Source organism: Ruegeria sp. CG4, from assembly GCF_056537185.1.
On the sequence record NZ_JBQFRB010000011.1, the window covers coordinates 1 to 18,932 of the forward strand.

General features: G+C 60.0%; 19 protein-coding genes. 8 read left to right on the plus strand and 11 right to left on the minus strand.

What is annotated here, in order from left to right; genetic code table 11:
• Both ACR0J2_RS21025 and ACR0J2_RS21030 read left to right on the plus strand, forming a co-directional pair.
• Positions 1-1,104: COG4223 family protein (locus tag ACR0J2_RS21025; protein WP_480813732.1), on the plus strand; the 1,104-nt coding region annotated here is incomplete at its 5' end.
• A 10-nt stretch (positions 1,105-1,114) separates the two neighbouring features.
• Positions 1,115-2,602 (plus strand): heme biosynthesis HemY N-terminal domain-containing protein, encoded by a 1,488-nt coding sequence (locus ACR0J2_RS21030; RefSeq protein WP_480813733.1) that lies wholly within the window; start codon positions 1,115-1,117, stop codon positions 2,600-2,602.
• A gap of 77 nt (positions 2,603-2,679) precedes the next feature.
• Here ACR0J2_RS21030 and ACR0J2_RS21035 read toward each other — a convergent pair whose 3' ends face one another.
• The 5 genes from ACR0J2_RS21035 to ACR0J2_RS21055 are packed head-to-tail and all read right to left on the minus strand — an operon-like array spanning position 2,680 to position 6,883.
• Complete coding sequence (locus ACR0J2_RS21035; protein WP_170680051.1) at positions 2,680-3,222, minus strand: DUF3833 family protein; 543 nt, start codon at positions 3,220-3,222, stop codon at positions 2,680-2,682.
• The gene (locus ACR0J2_RS21040; RefSeq protein WP_480813734.1) at positions 3,219-3,836 is read right to left on the minus strand and encodes a DUF3833 domain-containing protein; all 618 of its coding nucleotides are present in this window, start codon (positions 3,834-3,836) and stop codon (positions 3,219-3,221) included. The genes ACR0J2_RS21035 and ACR0J2_RS21040 overlap by 4 nt, the downstream gene beginning before the upstream one ends.
• Positions 3,833-5,056: an MFS transporter gene (locus ACR0J2_RS21045; protein ID WP_480813833.1), complete on the minus strand. Its 1,224-nt coding sequence runs from the start codon at positions 5,054-5,056 to the stop codon at positions 3,833-3,835. The genes ACR0J2_RS21040 and ACR0J2_RS21045 overlap by 4 nt, the downstream gene beginning before the upstream one ends.
• On the minus strand, positions 5,056-5,598 hold the full coding sequence (locus ACR0J2_RS21050) for a hypothetical protein (RefSeq protein WP_480813735.1): 543 nt from the start codon (positions 5,596-5,598) through the stop codon (positions 5,056-5,058). The genes ACR0J2_RS21045 and ACR0J2_RS21050 overlap by 1 nt, the downstream gene beginning before the upstream one ends.
• A complete protein-coding gene (locus ACR0J2_RS21055; protein WP_480813736.1) occupies positions 5,552-6,883 on the minus strand; it encodes an NAD(P)/FAD-dependent oxidoreductase in 1,332 nt (443 codons plus the stop codon). The genes ACR0J2_RS21050 and ACR0J2_RS21055 overlap by 47 nt, the downstream gene beginning before the upstream one ends.
• Positions 6,884-7,070: 187 nt before the next feature.
• On the opposite strand from ACR0J2_RS21055, the gene ACR0J2_RS21060 reads away from it, so the two are divergent.
• Positions 7,071-7,796, plus strand: a complete 726-nt coding sequence (locus tag ACR0J2_RS21060) for an SDR family NAD(P)-dependent oxidoreductase (RefSeq protein ID WP_480813737.1) — start codon at positions 7,071-7,073, stop codon at positions 7,794-7,796.
• A 2-nt stretch (positions 7,797-7,798) separates the two neighbouring features.
• Here the strand turns inward: ACR0J2_RS21060 and ACR0J2_RS21065 are convergent, their stop codons facing one another.
• Together ACR0J2_RS21065 and ACR0J2_RS21070 are read right to left on the minus strand one after the other, a co-directional pair.
• A complete protein-coding gene (locus ACR0J2_RS21065) occupies positions 7,799-9,451 on the minus strand; it encodes a DUF6504 family protein (RefSeq protein WP_480813738.1) in 1,653 nt (550 codons plus the stop codon).
• Between the two features lie 67 nt (positions 9,452-9,518).
• A complete protein-coding gene (locus ACR0J2_RS21070) occupies positions 9,519-9,806 on the minus strand; it encodes an I78 family peptidase inhibitor (RefSeq protein WP_480813739.1) in 288 nt (95 codons plus the stop codon).
• Positions 9,807-9,937: 131 nt separating this feature from the next.
• Between ACR0J2_RS21070 and ACR0J2_RS21075 the strand changes: the two genes are divergently transcribed.
• The gene (locus tag ACR0J2_RS21075) at positions 9,938-11,050 is read left to right on the plus strand and encodes an S-(hydroxymethyl)glutathione dehydrogenase/class III alcohol dehydrogenase (protein ID WP_170612866.1); all 1,113 of its coding nucleotides are present in this window, start codon (positions 9,938-9,940) and stop codon (positions 11,048-11,050) included.
• A gap of 103 nt (positions 11,051-11,153) precedes the next feature.
• The gene (locus ACR0J2_RS21080) at positions 11,154-11,870 is read left to right on the plus strand and encodes an NYN domain-containing protein (protein WP_480813740.1); all 717 of its coding nucleotides are present in this window, start codon (positions 11,154-11,156) and stop codon (positions 11,868-11,870) included.
• Positions 11,871-11,891: 21 nt separating this feature from the next.
• Here ACR0J2_RS21080 and ACR0J2_RS21085 read toward each other — a convergent pair whose 3' ends face one another.
• The 3 genes from ACR0J2_RS21085 to ACR0J2_RS21095 form a co-directional block, all read right to left on the minus strand.
• Complete coding sequence (locus ACR0J2_RS21085; protein ID WP_480813741.1) at positions 11,892-12,830, minus strand: DMT family transporter; 939 nt, start codon at positions 12,828-12,830, stop codon at positions 11,892-11,894.
• Between the two features lie 153 nt (positions 12,831-12,983).
• Entirely contained in the window at positions 12,984-13,397 is a 414-nt protein-coding gene (locus ACR0J2_RS21090) for a group III truncated hemoglobin (protein WP_480813742.1), read from the minus strand.
• A 49-nt stretch (positions 13,398-13,446) separates the two neighbouring features.
• The gene (locus tag ACR0J2_RS21095; protein ID WP_480813743.1) at positions 13,447-16,365 is read right to left on the minus strand and encodes an error-prone DNA polymerase; all 2,919 of its coding nucleotides are present in this window, start codon (positions 16,363-16,365) and stop codon (positions 13,447-13,449) included.
• Between the two features lie 108 nt (positions 16,366-16,473).
• Here ACR0J2_RS21095 and ACR0J2_RS21100 point away from each other — a divergent pair, with 108 nt between their 5' ends.
• Positions 16,474-16,938, plus strand: coding sequence for a DUF1203 domain-containing protein (locus ACR0J2_RS21100; RefSeq protein WP_170807081.1), 465 nt, complete (start codon positions 16,474-16,476; stop codon positions 16,936-16,938).
• On the opposite strand, the gene ACR0J2_RS21105 is transcribed toward ACR0J2_RS21100, so the two are convergent.
• Positions 16,935-17,927: an ABC transporter ATP-binding protein gene (locus tag ACR0J2_RS21105; RefSeq protein WP_480813834.1), complete on the minus strand. Its 993-nt coding sequence runs from the start codon at positions 17,925-17,927 to the stop codon at positions 16,935-16,937. The genes ACR0J2_RS21100 and ACR0J2_RS21105 overlap by 4 nt on opposite strands.
• Before the next feature lie 87 nt (positions 17,928-18,014).
• Between ACR0J2_RS21105 and ACR0J2_RS21110 the strand changes: the two genes are divergently transcribed.
• Together ACR0J2_RS21110 and ACR0J2_RS21115 are read left to right on the plus strand one after the other, a co-directional pair.
• Positions 18,015-18,194 (plus strand): zinc-finger domain-containing protein, encoded by a 180-nt coding sequence (locus ACR0J2_RS21110; RefSeq protein WP_170807080.1) that lies wholly within the window; start codon positions 18,015-18,017, stop codon positions 18,192-18,194.
• Positions 18,195-18,228: 34 nt separating this feature from the next.
• Positions 18,229-18,891, plus strand: a complete 663-nt coding sequence (locus ACR0J2_RS21115) for a YrbL family protein (RefSeq protein WP_170612880.1) — start codon at positions 18,229-18,231, stop codon at positions 18,889-18,891.
• The last annotated feature ends 41 nt before the right edge of the window (positions 18,892-18,932 follow it).

Consider the following 18,932-nt stretch of genomic DNA (forward strand, 5'->3'; position numbering starts at 1 on the left):
GAAGCCGAAGCCGAAGCCGAAGCCGAAGCCGAAGCCGAAGCCGAAGCCGAAGCCGAAGCCGAAGCCGAAGCCGAAGCCGAAGCCGAAGCCGCCTCTGCGCCGGTTGCAGAAAAAACTGTCGAACGGGTTGTGGAAAAGAAGGGTGGGTTCGTGCCAGCCCTGATCGGCGGCGTGGTCGCGGCGGCTATCGGCTATGTCGTGGGCAGCGGGTATCTGACCAATGGCTCGGGTTCGGAAGACGCCCTTTCCGCGCTTGAAGCGAAACTGGCCGAACAGTCAGACCAGATTGCGAAGCTTTCGAAATCTCTTGCGGTCGCTCCGGATGTTTCCGGTCTTTCCGATCAGGTAACTGCCCTGGCTGACAAGCTGGCCCCGGTCGAAACGGATCTGGGCGCCCTGAAATCCAGTGTCGACACCCTCAGCGGCAAAGTTGCTCCTCTGGACACCCGCCTGAGTGATCTTGAAAGCAACGCTCTGACCCAGGGGGCATCTCAGGAAACATCAGCTGCCTTCGAGGCTGAGTTGAAAAAGCTGCAGGATTCCCTGGCCGCACAGCGCGCTGAGGTCGAGAAGATGGTAAGCGACGCACAGGCGCTTGAGGCGAAAGCTTCGGCCGAAGCACTGGCTGCGACCAACGCAGCGATCGTGTCGCGCCTGCAGGGTCAACTGGACGCGGGTCAGCCTTATGCCGATCTGGTGGCCGAGCTAAAAATAAACGGCGTGGATGTGCCCGACGCCTTGTCGGGTCCGTCGGACAAGGGTGTGGACAGCCTCTCCAGCCTGCGTGCCTCGTTTGATCCGGCGGCCCGGGCGGCGCTGGCTGACGCTCGTGATGCGGACAAAGGTGCGGGCGTGATAGCATTTTTGCAGCGCCAGACCGGCGCCCGGTCAGTTACACCGCAGGATGGGGACAGCCCGGACGCGATCCTGTCGCGGGCGCAGGCCGCTTTGGCCAGCGGGGACCTGCCGGCGGCGCTGAATGAACTCAAATCCCTGCCTGAAGCCGGACAATCGGCAATGGCAGACTGGGAACAGGCGGCTCAGATACGGGTTGCCGCTGTAGCCGCCGCAAATGCGCTTCAACCAAGCGCAAACTCGAACTGAAGGGCCTGCCATGCTGTGGTCATTGTTTAAGATTCTTGTTTTTGTTGCGATTATCGGTCTGCTGGCCATGGGCGCAGGGTTCCTTATGGAAACCAGCGGCGGTGTTCAGATCACGGCCGGGGGCACGGAATACACGTTAGGGCCGCTTCAATCCGTGATTGGGCTGGGTCTGCTGGTCCTGGGTGTCTGGCTGTTCTTCAAGCTGCTCAGCCTTTTGGTTGCGACGCTGAAATTCCTGAATGGCGACGAAACCGCCCTGTCGCGCTATTTCGACCGCAGTCGCGAACAGCGCGGCTATCAGGCGCTGGCTGATGGCCTGATGGCGCTGGCTTCGGGGGAAGGACGCATAGCGTTGAACAAGGCCACAAAGGCCGAAAAACTGTTGAACAAGCCCGAGCTGACGAACCTGCTGGTGGCGCAGGCGGCCGAATTGAACGGCGACACCAAAAAGGCGTCAGAGACCTACAAGAAGCTGGTTACGAACAATTCGACCCGTTTTGTCGGTGTGCGCGGCATCATGAAACAGAAACTTGCCGAAGGTGATGATGAAACCGCGCGCAAGCTGGCCGAAAAGGCGCTTGCGATCAAACCGCGGCATCAGGAAACGCAGGATATTCTGCTAGGCCTTCAGACCAAGGCACAGGATTGGGCTGGCGCGCGTTCAACCCTGACGGCCAAACTGAAAGCGGGCCACCTGCCGCGTGATGTGTTCAAACGCCGCGATGCAGTTCTGGCCCTGTCCGAGGCCAAGGATATTCTGGACGAAGATGCGACTCTCGAACAACAGGAGCACGCGATAGAAGCCAACAGGCTGTCACCCGATCTGGTTCCGGCCGCTGCAATGGCTGCACGGGCCTATATCGCAAAGGGCAAGCCCCGGGCGGCAACCAAGATCCTGAAAAAAGCGTGGGAGGTTCAGCCTCACCCCGATCTGGCGCATGCCTTTGCCGAGATCGTGCCGGATGAAACGCCATCCGAACGGATCAAGCGCTTTACGGCACTGACCCGTATTCATCCTCAGCATCAGGAAACCCGGCTGATACTGGCGGAACTCAATATCGTTGCCGAAGATTTCCCCGAAGCCCGCCGCGCGCTGGGCGATGTGGTGGAAAAACAGGCAGATGCCCGGGCCTATACGCTGATGGCTGCAATTGAGCGGGGCGAGGGTTCGTCGGACGCAGTGGTGCAAGGGTGGCTGGCCAAGGCGCTGAACGCGCCGCGCGGTCCGCAATGGGTCTGTGACAACTGTCACGACATTCAGGCTGAGTGGGCCCCGGTCTGCCAGAACTGTCACAGCTTTGATACGCTCAGCTGGCAAACGCCGCAAACACCGGAAATCGCCAGTGCCACAGGGGTGCATATGCTGCCTCTGATCGTCGGCGCGCTCGAGGATAAATCCGAGCCGGAACAAGACGTTGTGGATGTTTTGAGTGACGACGCGGACGTGATCGAAATGGATGCTGAGCCAGTCGAGGACAAAACCGAAAAGTCGGCCTAGTGTTCAGACAGAATGCGGTGCCCAGCCGTTTGGGGCGTCAGGCTGCGGTTGCATTACTGTGGCCGCTCACCCCCGAACTACTTCTTTTCGAAGAACAGGATAACCTCACCCAAACGAACGCCAAATCGTGAAAGGTATGCACGATTGAGAAGCCTGTCGTCGTCCAGCAGCCACATCCAGTCATCGAAATCGGCCCGCATCGTGCCGTCTTTGACCGGCAGGTCGATGCTGTACTTCCAGTTGAATGTGTCGCCCCGCTCGATGCCAGATGCGGTGCCCAGCACACCCGGGGCTGTCCCGGTCCAGGTATCCTCACCTGTTTTTGTCAGGGTCCAGACGCGCTGCTCGGTCGCGCCGTCGTCATAAGTGAAGTCTTCGACCAATGTCAGTGTTTCGCCGGTCCACCTGCCTTCAATATCGACCGTGAAGCGGCGCGAGACATTGCCCAAAACATCCTGAAACTGCCCGTAGGCGACCGTCTGACCATCAAAGAATTCCTCAAGGTTCAGTTGGCGATCAGAAAGAAAGGTCTTGGGAACCTTTGGCTTGGCGGAACAGGCGGCAAGGATCATAAGCGCGGCAATGGCCATACAGCCTGCCAGAAAGCGGCGAAAGGTCATTGCAGTGGCCTCGCCTCGGCTGCCGCGTCCCGGCCGTGTGCACCGTTCAGGTGGTTGGTCTTGACCGCTGGGGCGGGGCGCATGGTCGCTATCAACTCGACGACCTTCACCCCAAATTTCCGCATCTCGGACCGGTTCATGATCGCGCCGTTTTCGGTCAGATACATCCAGTCGGTGACGTCCAGAATATGCCCGCCGGCGTCTTCAGGCAGCACGATCCGGTAGGAAAGCCTGACGGTCGAGCCAGCGATAACGCCATTTCCTTCTCCGACAATATCGTCTGCGGTTGCCGTAAAAGTGTTGCCGGTGCCCAGGGTCAGGTACCATTTGCGGGTAATTTGTTTGCCGTTGGAATAGGTGAAATGCTCGGTCAGCGTCCCGGAATTTCCGGTCCATTCCCCCACCATGCGCGCGACAAAGCTGTTGGACATCTTTCCGTTTGGCCCAAAGATCAGCCCTTCGGACAGGATTTCCCCGTTCAGTTGCTCTTTCAGCGAAAACTTCGGGCCTGTGTCGGAATAATCTGCGGGTGATTGAGACCGAAAGCTGAAATAGCGCCTTTGTGCAAACAACAGGGCAAGCAGGGCAAACAGGAGAATTGCAAGGAGTTTCATTGGACGGGCTCCTTTGAGGGCAACGTCAGGACCAATCCAAACGCGCCAAGTTTCAGAATGCAGGGCAGCACGGCGTAAGCCAGGTTGAGTGTTTTCAATGCCTGGGCCGAGTTTGCCTGTCCGGGGGTGAATCCGCTGCGTTCAAGCAGGGGCAATGTGAAGAAGGCGGCCAAGGCCAGGCCCAGTTTCCCAGCGAATGACCAGATGCCGAACGCAGCCGAAGCATTCAGCCCGGCACGTGTCAGAACCACCGAGAACATGGCGGGCAAGACCACCATGTCTGCCCCCAGCGCCGCGCCCGAGGTCATGCAGATCAACGCAAACCCCGTGAGGTTTCCGGTAGCCAGAAGGGCCGCCCCGACAAAGCTGGCAATCGACAGAGGCATCGCAATAATCAGAGTCTGTTTTGGGCCAATTCGGTTGCTGAGACGCGCCCAGAACGGAACACTTGCGCCCGCGCTAAGGAAAAACAGGATCAAAAGAGGCCCCGCTTTACCAGCCAGTTGCAGCCGGTCTTCGACAAAGAAAAGAAAGAGTGTGGATGTAATTGCCACAGGCAGGCTGTTTACCAGAGCAAGCACCAGCAGCCTGAGCGCACCAGCCTGGCCCAGGCCGGAATATGTCAGCCCTTCTCCGGTTATCGGCGGTCGCCGCCACATGGGGAATGTCAAAACTATTGACAGGATAGCCATTATCCCAAGGAACAGCCCAAATGCGGGATATCCTTGCGATTGCGCCCCAAGGGCCGCCAGCAATGCCGGCGCACCTGCGGCAAGGATCACTCCGGCCAATTGCCCGCTTTCCCGATAGGCGGCCAGCGTCATCAGCTCTTTCGGGTCAGGCCGTTTGGCAAGTGTCGCGCTGCGGCCATAAAGCAGGATAGTGCCAAGGCTATAGGCTGAAAACAACAGGATCAGAATGGCGACCAAAGCCGCCACACTTGCGCCCTGAGGTAATGAGAACAGCAGGGGAAATCCGACCGCCAGACCCGCCATGGCCATGGCCGCAAACAGAACCTGCGCACCTGGCCAACGGTCTATGGCCCAGCCGATCAGTGGATCCTGCACCAGATCGATCAGGCGGATCGCCAGAAGTACCGTGCCGATCATGGCCAGTCCAATGCCCAGATTGACGGCCGCAAACCGAGGCAAATGTATGTACAGCGGGATACCGGCCGCAGCAAGCATCAGCGCATACAGGCTGACCCGCGGATAAAGCATCATTTTCCCAACAGCGACTGGGTGAAAGCGGCGGAGCGCGTGTTTTCGCCCACGAAGATGGACATGAAGCTGCGTGTGATCCCCGGGTAAGCCATCGTGCATGTCTTGCGACCGTTGAGCCAGAAGCTCACTTTGTCCGGGCCCTGTGACACGGCCAGAAAGGTGTCGCCTTTGCTGACGGCGTCGAAACAACCATCCAACTGTTGCCGAACCGGCGCGGCGCGCCCGATGCGTTTCATTTCATCCAGTGTCGAGTTCACGAGCGCTTTTTTTGTCAGGTTCCGCCGATAACGCAGTTCCAGGCCAAAATCTCTGCTCCAGCTGAACGGCGCCCCTCCTTGCGTGAACAGTTGCGCGTCATACAGAGGAAAGCCCAGGTACCGGAAGGTCGCCGCGCCGCGCGTCTGAGCATTGTCCAGAACACCAAAGACCGGAGACGCCGCCAGCCCGCCGGGGGCAAGCATCGCGACGGACAACAGCGCGGAACGCCAGCTGTTATGCGTCGGTTGAAACAGGGATGGCAGCTTCTTCAGGAACGCCATGTTCAGCTCCGGGTGTTTGCGAGTTTCCTTTGATCAGCCCGACAACATGCATTGCGCTGGCAATCCCGTCTTCATGGAACCCATGCCGGTTGTAGGCTCCGGCAAACCATGTCCGGTTTTGCCCCTGCATGTTTCGAATCTGCGTCTGCGCCTTTATGGCGGCCTTGTCGAAGACCGGATGCGCAAATTCCACCTGATCATAGATCTTGTCGTCGCCGATTTCGGTCGGCGCATTCAGCGTAACGAACAGAGGATCGCTATCAGGAATGTTCTGAAGCCGGTTCATCCAGTATGTCACGCCTACCTGTCCGGCTTGCGACCGGTAGGTCCAGCTGGACCAGCAGGCGCGCCGACGCGGCATCTGGGCGGGGTCGCAGTGAAGCGTTGCGACATTCGGCTGATACCGGATTGCGCCCAATGCAGCCTTCTCTGATGCTGTGGCGCCCTGGCCCAGAATGGCAAGCGACTGATCCGAATGGGTGGCCAGTATCACCTCGTCAAACAGGTCCGATACACCCTGGCTGTGAATTGTAACCCCCAGATCGCTGCGCTGAATGTGATCAACCGGTGCGGCCAGGCGAATCTCACAGCCACGCGCACGTAAAGCGGCATCGATCCGGCGGACATATTCGATACTTCCGCCCGTGACCGTGTACCATTGATGCTGATTGGCGCGGCCAGAGGCCAAAAGTGCGTGGTTGCGGAAAAACTGAACCAGTGAACGGGCCGGGAACTGGTCGACGAACTCGACCGGAGTGGACCAGATCGCGCCACACATTGGCATCAGATAGTTGTGGCGGAACCAGTGACCCAGGCGCAACTGGTCAACCAGTTCGCCAATTGTGGTTTCGTCATCCTTGGCCGCATCGGGTGCTTCTTTTCCAAAGCGCAAAATGTCCGCAATCATCTTGTAATAGGCAGGGCGTGTCAGGTTACGTTTCTGCGCCGTCAAGGTTCGCAGGTTGTTCAGCCCGTACTCGATCCGGCCGTTGTCGATGGTTGCCCCGAAGCTCATCTCACTTTTGCTGACCGGAACGTTCAGTTCATCGAACAGACGCGTCAGATGCGGGTAGGTGACGTAGTTGAATACAATGAACCCGGTGTCGACGGGCTGGTCGCCGTTCCTTCCAGCCATAACCGTTCGGGCGTGACCACCCAGCCGGGGCTCGGCCTCGAACACGGTTACGTCGTTGTCTTCGGAAAGGTAATAAGCTGCAGAGAGGCCTGAAATGCCTGCGCCGATGACTGCGATTTTCTTGCGTACACGCGGGGTTTCGTCGAACATTCCATCCTCGTTATGCGTTATTTACTGAGATACGCGGGGCCAAAGACAGTGGATCAATAAAAAGCAATACTTTGCTGTATCTTAGCATCCCAAGGCTGTTTGAGGTGGCATCCCCAGGTCCGGACGGTGGGTGATCCTTTCGGGTCACCGGTGCGTAAAACGACTGTTACAACCGGAATGAAAAGGCATGATCGATTTTGATGGAAAGACCTACTGGATCATTGGCGCAAGTGAAGGGCTGGGCCGCTCGCTGGCCGAGGCGCTGAGCAACAAAGGGGCGCATCTGGTCCTGTCCGCCCGCAACGCCGAACGTCTGAAAGAAATCTGCGGGTCGCTGCCCAATGCGCGCGCCGTTCCATTTGATGTCGCGGACCTTGAGGCGGTTCGCCGTGCGCGGCAACAGGTCGGAGAGGTCGACGGACTGGTTTACAATGCCGGCATCTACGAGCCGATGCCCGCAAAACACTGGGATACCGAGGCCGTTCTTGCGATGAATGACGTGAATTTCACGGGTGCCCTGCGGGTTCTTGGCGAAACAGTGCCGGGCTTTGTTCAGGCTGGTCGCGGGGATATCACGCTGATCGGGTCGTTGTCGGGTTATCGTGGGTTACCGGCGGCGATTGGTTACGGCGCCAGCAAGGCGGCGCTGATTTCGCTGGCGGAATCCATGCGGCTTGATCTTGCCGGCACCGGTGTGACCGTGCGCATCGTCAACCCCGGTTTCATCAAGACCCGGCTGACCGAAAAGAACAAATTCAAGATGCCGATGCTGATGACGCCGGAAGATGCGGCAAACCGTGTGGTCAAGGCAATGTCGCGACGCCGGTTTCGCACCGATTTTCCGGCTCCGTTTTCTTGGCTGGTCCGGTTTTTTGATTATGTGCCGGACTTTCTGGTGTTTCGCGGCAGGTAGTATCAGCCGAACTGCCCCTGACAGAACCAGCCCGCCGACAGGGTGCCACCATGGCCGTAAAACAGCCAAAGCCGCTCACCCTGTTCTGTCACCACCACCCAGTAATCGCGCACCCCGCTGCGCCAGTTGGGATCGTCCAGCCACCACTCGGGCGCGATGCGTTCCGGACCGGTGGCCTGCGCCAGCTGCCAGTCCCGCCCGCGCCAGCGAAAGGCACCGGGCACTTCTGGGGTTTCCGGGGCCATCACCGGTTCGGGTTGCCACATCTGCAAAGGCCGGGGGCGTGGCGGAACGGGCCAGTTGCGGGCGGGTTCCGACCACGCGGCGGCCAGGGTCTGAGCCGTTTTCTCGGGGATGTGAGAAGCCGCCGGGTGGCGCCGTGTGATCGCCTCCAGACCCACCCGCGCGCCCAGTTTTCCGATCAGGTCTTCGACGGCTCTGTTGCCCTCCAGCCGTTCCCGGGCGGCGCGGCTGGCTTCGGCATGGCCGGTTCGGGTCCGGGCGTGGATGGGCTCGGACTGAACCGCCTCAAGCCGCAGCATGTCGATGCCATAACCTGCGTCGATCTTGTCGACTTTCATCTCTAACAAAGGGCGAATACGGTGTTTATCAAAGGTTGGGCGGGCCAGACCGACCTCGATGATCTCGGCCGCCTGATCCGCACGATGCGCTTCGAGCCGTAGGGTACGGACGCCGCGGCCCTTCTCTTCCAACCTGGCGCAGAGCGTGGGCAGAATACGATCGATGGCGGCCATCACGTCCTCGACCAATCCGATCGGGTTGGGCAGGGTCATCCGCACCGCAAAGTGGTGCGGCGGACGGGCGGGTGAGACCGGCTCGGGGGCGCTGCCCATCGCCTGATCCAGCCGCAGCACCAGCCCTCGCCCGAACCGCCGCGCCAGAGAGGCGCGGGGCTGGCCCAGCAGATCGCCGATCCGGCGCAGGCCCAGCCGGTTCAGTTGCGCGACCACCTGATCCTCGAGCCGCAACGCTGCGATGGGCAGGGGGCTGAGCGCGCCATAGGATTGCCCCGGTGCTGCGATCCGTGCGCCGCCACCCAGTGCCATCACCTGCGGCGCGGCCCCGCCTTTGGTCCAGTGCCGCCGCTTGCCTGCGCGGGCGCGTGTGGCGCGGGCCTCCTGGCTGATGGCGTCACCGTTGCGGTCGGACGTGGCCTCTTGCCCGGCATAGCGCGCCAAAGCCCAGGCTGCCCCCAACGTGTCGGCGATGCCCATCTGCACGCTCAGCCCCATATCGGCGCAGTCGGTCTCGATCACGCTCAGCAACGCTTCTTCGCCACCGAACAGATGCGCGCAGCCCGACAGGTCGACAATCAGCCCGTCCGGTGATTCCTCGGCCACCCAAGGGCTGAACTTGCCCACCCAGCGGCGCAGCGCGGTCAGAAACGCGGCCTCGGCCGGGGCATTACGGGGGCGTGTCACAAGTGCTGCACACATGGCATGGGCGTCGCGCACCGGCTGACCCACGCGCAGACCGGCGGCCTGGGCTTCGGCGTTCAGCGAGGTGACGACCTGCATATTCGACTGCTCGGTCACCACGGCCAAAGGCCCATCCTGCAGGCCCCGCGCGGCGCGGACCAGCCGTTCAGCCCCCAGACGGGGGAACCACAGCGAGAGTATTCGGCGTTTGGGCATCGGCAGACATCAAAATGTTCTCACTTTGTTCTTATCTGAGAATCGATGCCGGAGTCGAGTCCGACCCCTAGCCGCAGGCCAGCCGCTGAACGATCCCGGCCCCGTTCACATAAACGTTCAGCCGGTCGATGCGGTAATCCTGTGTGGCGATGTCATCGGGGCCCAGTACACGGGCTCGCTCGGGCAGATCCGCCTGAATGCTCGAGACCGGCTGGCCAACGGAATCGGCAAAGGGTTCCCCCTTGCAAAAGGCCAGTTCCACCGAAGCGGCTTGGGGGGTGGCGGCGACATCTTCGGGAATGCTGGTGTCGGTACAGGCTGCCAGAAGGATCACAAGCGGGATTAATCGAAGCATTGGCGTTCCTCTTTCTGACAATGTCGTTTCTGCAATATCAAACAATTAGCCAATTTGCCATCAAAGCGCAGTTGAAAACGCTCTGCAATTGACGCAGGGTCGGGGCAATTTAAGACAGGGAGACAAACACCATGCGTACCCGTGCCGCCGTTGCCGTTCAGGCGGGCAAACCTTTGGAAGTGATGGACGTGAACCTTGAAGGCCCCAAGGCGGGCGAGGTTCTGGTTGAAATCAAAGCCACCGGCATCTGCCATACTGACGAATTCACCCTTTCAGGTGCTGACCCCGAAGGCCTGTTCCCGGCCATTCTGGGCCACGAAGGCGCAGGTGTTGTGGTTGAGGTTGGTCCGGGTGTGACCAGCCTGAAGCCGGGCGACCATGTGATCCCGCTTTACACTCCGGAATGTCGTGAGTGTGAATACTGTCTGCATCCCAAAACCAACCTGTGCCAGGCGATCCGCAGCACGCAAGGTCAGGGCCTGATGCCCGACGGCACCTCGCGCTTTTCGACGCTGGATGGCGATCCGATCCTGCACTACATGGGTTGTTCGACCTTCTCGAACCACACGGTTCTGCCGGAAATCGCGCTGGCCAAGGTGCGCGAGGACGCACCCTTCGACAAGATCTGTTATATCGGCTGCGGTGTAACCACCGGCATCGGCGCGGTGATCAACACTGCCAAGGTCGAAATCGGTAGCCGTGCTATCGTGTTCGGTCTGGGTGGTATCGGCCTGAACGTGATTCAGGGCCTGCGTCTGGCCGGAGCGGATCAGATCGTCGGCGTCGACCTGAACCCGTCCAAGGTCGAGATGGCCACCAAGTTCGGTATGACCGATTTCGTGAACCCGAACGAAGTTGAAGGCGATCTGGTTCCTTATCTGGTCGATCTGACCAAGGGCGGCGCGGATTATACCTTTGACGCCACCGGCAATGTCGGCGTGATGCGCGCAGCACTTGAATCGGCGCATAAGGGCTGGGGTGAGTCGATCATCATCGGTGTGGCCCCTGCGGGGGCCGAAATCTCGACCCGCCCGTTCCAGCTGGTCACAGGCCGTTCGTGGCGCGGTACTGCCTTTGGCGGCGCCCGTGGCCGGACCGACGTGCCCAAGATCGTCGATTGGTACATGGAAGGCAAAATCGAGATCGACCCGATGATCACCCACACCATGGGGCTGGATGACATCAACCACGGCTTTGACCTGATGCATAAGGGTGAGAGTATCCGGTCGGTGGTGGTTTACTGATCAGATTAAAAATAATCACGGGGCGGGCATTTTCCCGCCTCTTTTCGTTCATACATTCCTCATTACGAATTAAATTCTGAGTTGAGGAATTGAAGTGACGACAATGAGCACGGACCGGCTGGCGGTTCTGATTGATGCGGAGAATGTTCCGGCAAAGCATGTTGTCGAGATTTTCGAGGAAGTCGCTACATTGGGTGAAGCCAGTCTGCGCCGGATCTACGGAGATTTCTCGGGTGACACTCCACAGGGATGGAGCGCAGAGAAACTGGCGAAATACGCCATCGTTCCTCATCAGCAGTTCGCCAACACTACTAGGAAGAATGCCGGAGACATCGCCCTGGTGATAGATGCGATGGACATTTTGCATTCGGGCCGGTTCGACGGGTTCGTTCTAGTATCCTCGGACAGCGATTTCACGCGTCTTGCCAGTCGCATCCGTGAACAGGGGTTGAGCGTGTTCGGGATTGGCGAGGAGAAGGCACCTTGGGCATTCAAGGCAGCGTGCAACCGCTACATTTCAATCGAAAACATCAAGAAGGATGAACCGCAGGCTGCGAGCGACACCAAGGGAAAGAACTTGGCGCCAATAAAGGAAATCAACCACGCCTCTCAACTCATTCGGAATGTTGTGCTCAAATCCGCAGAACCCGACGGATGGGCTGAGCTTGGCTGGCTCGGAAATCAACTGCTCAAGAATTACCCCTCTTTCGACACGCGATCATACGGGTTCGGACGCTTGAGTGATCTTGTTCGCGCGACAGGAAAATTTGAAGAGGCAGGCGTAAACGGAGGCCTGAAGATCAGGCCCAAAGACAGGTAAAGATTCATGTGCGCGGTGGCGCTACTCTCCCGGTCTCGACGCACCCGTATCCGACCTTGGCGATCGAACCCGTAGAACCGGGGTGTTAGCCGAAGTGGTATTGGACCGGCTTTCGCGCCAGACCACGAATACGCCCGAAGCAATGATGATGCTGGCGCCGACAGCGACCCAGCCGTCGGGCTGTTCGCCAAAGAATGCCATTCCGAATATCGTGGCCCAGATGATCTGGCTGTACTGGCTGGGTGCAACAACGCCGGCGGGGGCGGCGCGATAGGCCATGATGATCAGGTGCTGTGCGATCACCGAGAAAACGCCGACAAGGGCCATCATCGCCAGGTGCAGCAGCGATGGGGGCAGGTACACCGCCGGTTGGGCGAGGCTCATCACCACGATGGCCAGCAGCATGGGGTAGAGGATCAGAACGGCCGAGCGTTCTTCGTTTCCGATCTTGCGCACCAGGACCGAGGCAAAGGCGCTGCAGAAGGCGGCCGTCAGGGCGGCCAGATGGCCCAGCGTGATATCCGTTGTGCCCGGGCGCAGAACGATCAGTACGCCGATCAGGCCCACGCCGACCGCGGCCCAGCGTTGCGCGCGGACCACCTCGCCCAGAATCGGAATCGACAGGACCGTGACGATCAGCGGGAAGGAAAACAGCAGCGAATAGACCTCGGCCAGCGGCAGGACCGAGAAGGCATAGAACGCGCAGGACATGGCCGTGACCATCAGTCCGGACCGCAGCAGGACCAGCCATGGATGATGGGGTAGAAAGTTTCCTGTCGTCCGGTCGGTCAGGATCGTGACAGCCATGGGGACAAAGGAAAACAGCGTGGCGAAAAAGATGATCTGCATCACCGAATAGGTGCCGCCCAGGACCTTGATCAGCGCGTCATGGCTGGCAAAGACCGCAAAGCCCAGAAACGCGTAGCCAAGTCCCCGAAGGGTGGAGTTTTGAGTGCTCATCAGTTGGCCTCGGGTCGTGGGTCGGTGTGGTTGCGATCGACGCGGCAGCCCGGATGAATTCTCGGGCTGGCTTTTCCTTTGACTAAACACATTTTCCGGGGGCGGATAGCCCCTATTTTACCGCTAACATGGCAAAGCCGCCATGATCGGAGGTCATTGCAGGATCGGCGGCGCGTCCTTGGGCTGGCGTGCCGATTGCACCCCGGCCTTCATCCCCGCACCGATGCGGCGGGCCAATGCGACCCACGGCGTGGCGGTTTCAGGCGGTAGCGTTTGGGTGGCGACTTCTTCGAACAGGTCGAGCCAGCGGTCGAAGAGTTCGGGTTTCACATCGGGTCGTTCGATATGGACTCGCTGCGGGTTACCGTCATAGCTGCGCTCAAACAGGATGGCATTGCGCCAGAAGGCGGCGATCTTTTCCTCGTGCGCGGGCCAGTCGTCGACATGGTTGGCAAAGACCGGGCCAAGCACGGCATCCTCGCGCACACGTGCATAGAAAGCGCGGACTTGCGCGTTGATCTGGTCCGGTGTCGCCGGAAAGCGTGGGGGCAGGGTGGGGCGGGTCATGACGATCCTGGGATTCGACTCTGTTCCTGGGCAATATCCGGTTATCTGGTCAGGCTACAGGGGTGGTTTTGTCGCGCTGGCCCGGCGTCAGCAGGTGCCGCAGCAAGGCCACCGGATGCGCCTTGAGGCTGAGACGGGTGGCGACGTAATCCTCGACCACCTGCTCGCCCAATGTCATCTGTGGCAGGTAGGCTTCGGGCTCATCCAGCGCCTCGCCCTCCAGATCCTGCGAGAACAGTGGCAGAGGTTTGGCGGTCGCAATCGCCTTGGCCTGCCACAGCGCTTCGCGCCGGGTCAGATCGCAGGCGGCGAAGGCGTCGGCCTCGGCCAGGCGTTCGATCACCGAGGGGCCAAGGCCCGCACGACGCCAGACATCGTCGACCTGATGATAGCCATTGCCGCGCGCGGCGGTGAGCCAACTGGCATCTTCCTCGCTGAGCCCCTTGATCTGGCGGAACCCCAGCCGCAGGGCCAACCCACCATGGCCATCGGGTTCCATCACATTGTCCCAGAAACTGGCATTGATGCAAACCGGGCGGACCTGAACCCCGTGCTCGCGCGCATCACGCACGATCTGGGCCGGGGCATAGAATCCCATCGGCTGCGAGTTCAGCAGCGCGCAGGCGAAGATGCCGGCATGGTGGCATTTGATCCAGGCCGAAGCATAGACCAGCAGCGCAAAGCTGGCCGCGTGGCTTTCGGGGAAGCCGTATGAACCGAAGCCTTCGATCTGCGAGAAGCAACGCTCGGCAAAATCATCCTCATAGCCGTTGCGCTTCATGCCGCGCAGAAACAGGGCGCGGAATTCACTGACATTGCCATGTTTCTTGAATGTTGCCAATGAACGGCGCAATCGGTCAGCCTGTTCCGGGGTGAAACCCGCGCCCACGATGGCGATCTGCATCGCCTGTTCCTGAAACAGCGGCACGCCCATGGTCTTGCCCAGCACCTCACCCAACGCATCAGACGGGAAAACAACCGGCTCTTCGCCATTCCGCCGCCGGATATAGGGATGGACCATGTCGCCCTGAATGGGGCCGGGGCGGATGATGGCGACCTCGATCACCAGATCATAGAATTTGCGCGGCTTCATCCGCGGCAGAAAGTTCATCTGTGCACGTGATTCCACCTGAAACACGCCCACACTGTCGGCCACGCACAGCATGTCATAAACCGCCGGATCCTCGGGCGGCAGGGTGGCCAATGTGTAATCGGTCTGATGATGCTGCCCGATCAGATCAAACGCCTTGCGGATACAGGTCAGCATCCCGAGGCTGAGAACATCGACCTTGAGGATGCCCAGGCTGTCGATATCATCCTTATCCCAGCAGATAACCGTACGGCCTTCCATGGTGGCGTTTTCGATGGGGACAAGTTCGTCCAGCCGCCCCTCGGTAATGATGAACCCGCCCACGTGCTGCGACAGGTGGCGGGGGAAGCCATCGATCTCATATACCAACATTAGAGTCTGTTTTAGCCGTCGATCTTCGGGATCGAGGCCGATTTCGCGCATCCGGTGCGCCTCGAGCCCGGCAGCTGAGAAGAATCCCCAGAGCTGCGACGAGAGCGCAGATATGGTGTCTTCGGTCAGGCCCATGGCGCGGCCGACCTCGCGTATGGCGCGCTTGCCGCGATAATGCACGACCGTCGCACAGAGGCCTGCGCGTTCGCGACCGTAGCGGTCATAGATGTGCTGAATCACCTCTTCACGGCGTTCATGTTCGAAATCCACGTCGATATCGGGGGGCTCATCGCGGGCTTCCGAGACAAAACGTTCGAAGACCATTGTGCCCATCTCGGGGCTGACTTCGGTGATGCCGAGGCAGAAGCAAACGACAGAGTTGGCCGCCGAGCCACGCCCCTGGCAGAGGATGCTGCGGGAGCGGGCGAAATGGACGATGTCGCGGACGGTCAGGAAATAGGGTTCGTATTTCAGCTTGCCGATCAGGGTGAGCTCATGCGCCAGCATGTTTTGCGCCTTCTCCGACGCGCCTGCCGGATAGCGCCATTTCAGCCCTTCATGCGCCAGACGGTGCAGACGCTCGGTCGGGGTTTCCTGTTCGCTGCCCTCACTGGGATATTCATAGCGCAACTCATCCAGCGAGAAGGTGAGCCGTTCGCTGAGCGCATGGGCCCGGGCGACGGCACCCTCATATCCTTTGAAGATCCGCAGCATCTCACCCTCGGACCGCAGGCGCTGTTCCCCGTTGGCCAGCGCATCGCGGCCCAGTTCGTCGACCTTGCGGCGTAGGCGGATGGCGGTCACCACATCGGCCAGCTTGCGGCGTGTACCGTGATGCATCATCGGTGTGGCGCTGGCGAGTGTGGGGAGGCCAAGTTGCTTTGATTCAGTCTCTAACACAGAGAAATATGCGCTATCCGCGCCATCATATTGGGGGTGCATCAACAGGTGTATGCGCCCGGCAAAGCGGCGCGTCAGCTGTTGCGCCTGTGTCCGCCATGCGTCCGCGCCGCCCCGGGACCGGATCGCCTGTGGCCAAAGCAGCAGGTGGAGACCGTCGGAGAATTCCAGAAGGTCTGACAGATGCAGGATGCAGTCGCCCTTTTCGGCCCGCAGGCGACCTGCCGACAGGATGCGACACAGGTTGGCCCAACCCTGCCGGTTCAGAGGCAGGGCGGTGACGGTGGGCGCATCGGTGAAGATCAGCCGCGCCGCCGGGATCAGGCGTGGCACTGCATGGACCGGATAAGAGGGCGGTTTGGGGATGTGATCAGGACAGGGCGGGCCGATCGAGGTGTTCTGGGCCTCCCACTCCAGCCGTTCACGCACCTTGTGGGCGATCTCGCGTCCCTGCGTGTGGGCGCGGACGATGCCGGCGACCGAGTTGTCATCGGCAATCGCGATGGCGGGCAGGCCCAGGGTGACGGCACGTTCCATGTACTCCTCGGGGTGCGAAGCCCCGGTGAGGAAGGTGAAATTCGATGTGATCGACAGTTCGGCATACATGGCGATTCCATATTATATTCACGTTTTGTTCTTTTTCGAGTCCTTTGCGCAGGAAACGGGTCGCCTGGGCTTGAGGTCACGGGCATGGTTGCCAAAAGGAGACCCGAAATGTTCAAAATCACCGCATTACCGACCGAAGATGTACGCGCCCTTCAGAAAGGAGGACCGGATGCCTATGGCGCCACCCCGGAACGTGTTGTTTCCACCGGGACTGGGAATCCCTGCCGACACTGTCTGAAGAACATTCCTGAGGGCGAGGAAATGCTGATATTGGCACATCGGCCTTTTTTAGAGACACATCCCTACGCCGAAACCGGCCCGATCTTCTTATGTGCCGCCCCGTGCGAGCAGTACGGGGGTGAAGCGCTGCCCGAGATTCTGACCACATCGCCCGACTATCTGATCAAGGGCTACGGGCAGGACGACCGGATCGTCTATGGCACCGGCGCGATCACCGCAACGGATCAGATCAGTAAAAAGGTCACGGAGATTTTCACCCGCCCGGACGTTGCATATATCCACGTCCGGTCTGCACGAAACAACTGCTATCAGGCGCGGATAGACCGGGCCTAAAGCTTGACCCGGTGCATGCCCCGGCGCGGCTGGTCCTGATCGGCAGCCGGGGGATCATCCGTGCGGCTGGACGTCAGCGCGAGGAACACATCCTCGAGATCGGCCTCTTCGGTGCGGACGTCGCGGATGCGGATGCTGGCCTGACGGACGGATTCCAGAACCTGTTCGGCGCTGGTCTGGGCGCTTCGATACTGAAGGACAAGGTTGCCATCTTCGCGCAGCGTGGCCTCAACCCCCGGCGTCGCGGGCAGGTCGGCGACCGGGTTGTCCGGCACGATCACCATGGTGCGGCTGTCCATGCGGCCCAGCAGGTTCGCGGTGCTGTCCTGCGCGATCATTTCGCCATGGTTGATGATGGCGATCTCGTCACACATCTCCTGCGCTTCTTCCAGGTAGTGCGTGGTCAGGATAATGGTCATGCCCTGCTCGTTCAGCTTTCGAACATTGGCCCAAAGCATCTGGCGCAGTTCGATATCCACGCCCGCCGTCGGTTCATCCAAAACCAGAATCCTGGGGTGGTGGACCAGTGCCTTGGCCAGCAACAACCGCCGCCGCATACCACCCGACAGGGTGCGGGCGTAGGCTTCGGCCTTGTCGCTCAGGCCAACCAGTTCGAGAATCTCATCGCTGCGGCGCTGCGCCCTGGGCACGCCATATAGACCTGCCTGAACCTCCAAAGCGCCGCGCGGTGTGAAGAAGGGGTCAAGGTTCAATTCCTGCGGCATCACGCCGATGGCCGCCCGCGACTGGCGGGGATGCTGATCCTGATCAAAGCCCCAGATCGACACGTTGCCCGCGGATTTTATCACCAATCCGGCCAGAATATTGATCAGGGTGGACTTCCCGGCCCCGTTCGGTCCCAGCAGACCAAAAACCGATCCACGCGGAACCGTAAGATCAATACCTTTCAGCGCCTGCTTTTCGGGCTGGCCCTTGCCGCCGCGATAGGTCTTGCGCAACCCTTCGATCCTGATTGCCGCATCGCTCATGTGGCTCTTGCCCCCGGTTTGCTCATCGCTCATAAACGCACCTAATACATGCCCGCGAGGCCGACAACCGAAGAAGGATCGCCAGCCGTGACCATCGAAGCGCCGGAAACCAAGATCGTCGAAACCGCTCGTGTCGCCTGCGATGGCGGCGAGGGGGCATTGGGCCATCCGCGCGTCTGGTTGCAGATCCCCGAGGATACCGGCTGGGTTGAATGCCCCTATTGCGACTGCAAATACGTGCTGTCTGGCAGCGAGGCACACAGCTGACAGCGTGACACGTGCCGCGCGGAACGGAGGCCGGATGCTTTGTGCAGTACAGCTTTTGCACCTGTCAGATCAGGAGCCCTTGGCAAAAGGCGGCCACAGAAACGTATACGCGTATCCGGGCCAGCCTGACCTGTTGATCAAGGTAACGCGCCCGCGAACACGTCGAAACCGTTCGTTTTCCAAGCGGCTGATCAGGCGGATCATGCCGGACACCGCATATCGCAACGCCCTGAAAGAGATCGAGTGCGAGTTGAAAGCGGCGTTGAAAAGCGGTGAGGACATTGCGCAACTGCCTTTGGCGCGGTCGTTTGGCGTCGTACAGACGGATGTTGGGCCGGGGGTTGTGGTGGAGCGTGTTCAATCCGAAGACTCCAAACTGGCAAAACATCTGTTGTGGATGTGTGAGCAGCACAAGCTGACCGAGGAAGTCTTGGCCGACCTCAATCGATTTGTTCAAAAGCTGTTCGAATATCAGATCGTGGGGCGCGATATCCACGAACAGAACATCGTCTACGGGCTGCGTGGTCAGGTCCGCATGTTTCTTTTGATTGATGGGTACGGGGAACGTAACCTCATTCCCTTGCGCACGCTGAACCGCCGGTTGAATGATCGCTCGCTGAACAAGCAGATGCAGATGATCGCAGATCGCACGGGGTTGCGTTGGGACAAGGCACGCAGGGCATTCAGCACAGCGTAGGTCGACATATCTGCGCCAGATAGATCACCTTCTTGACTGGC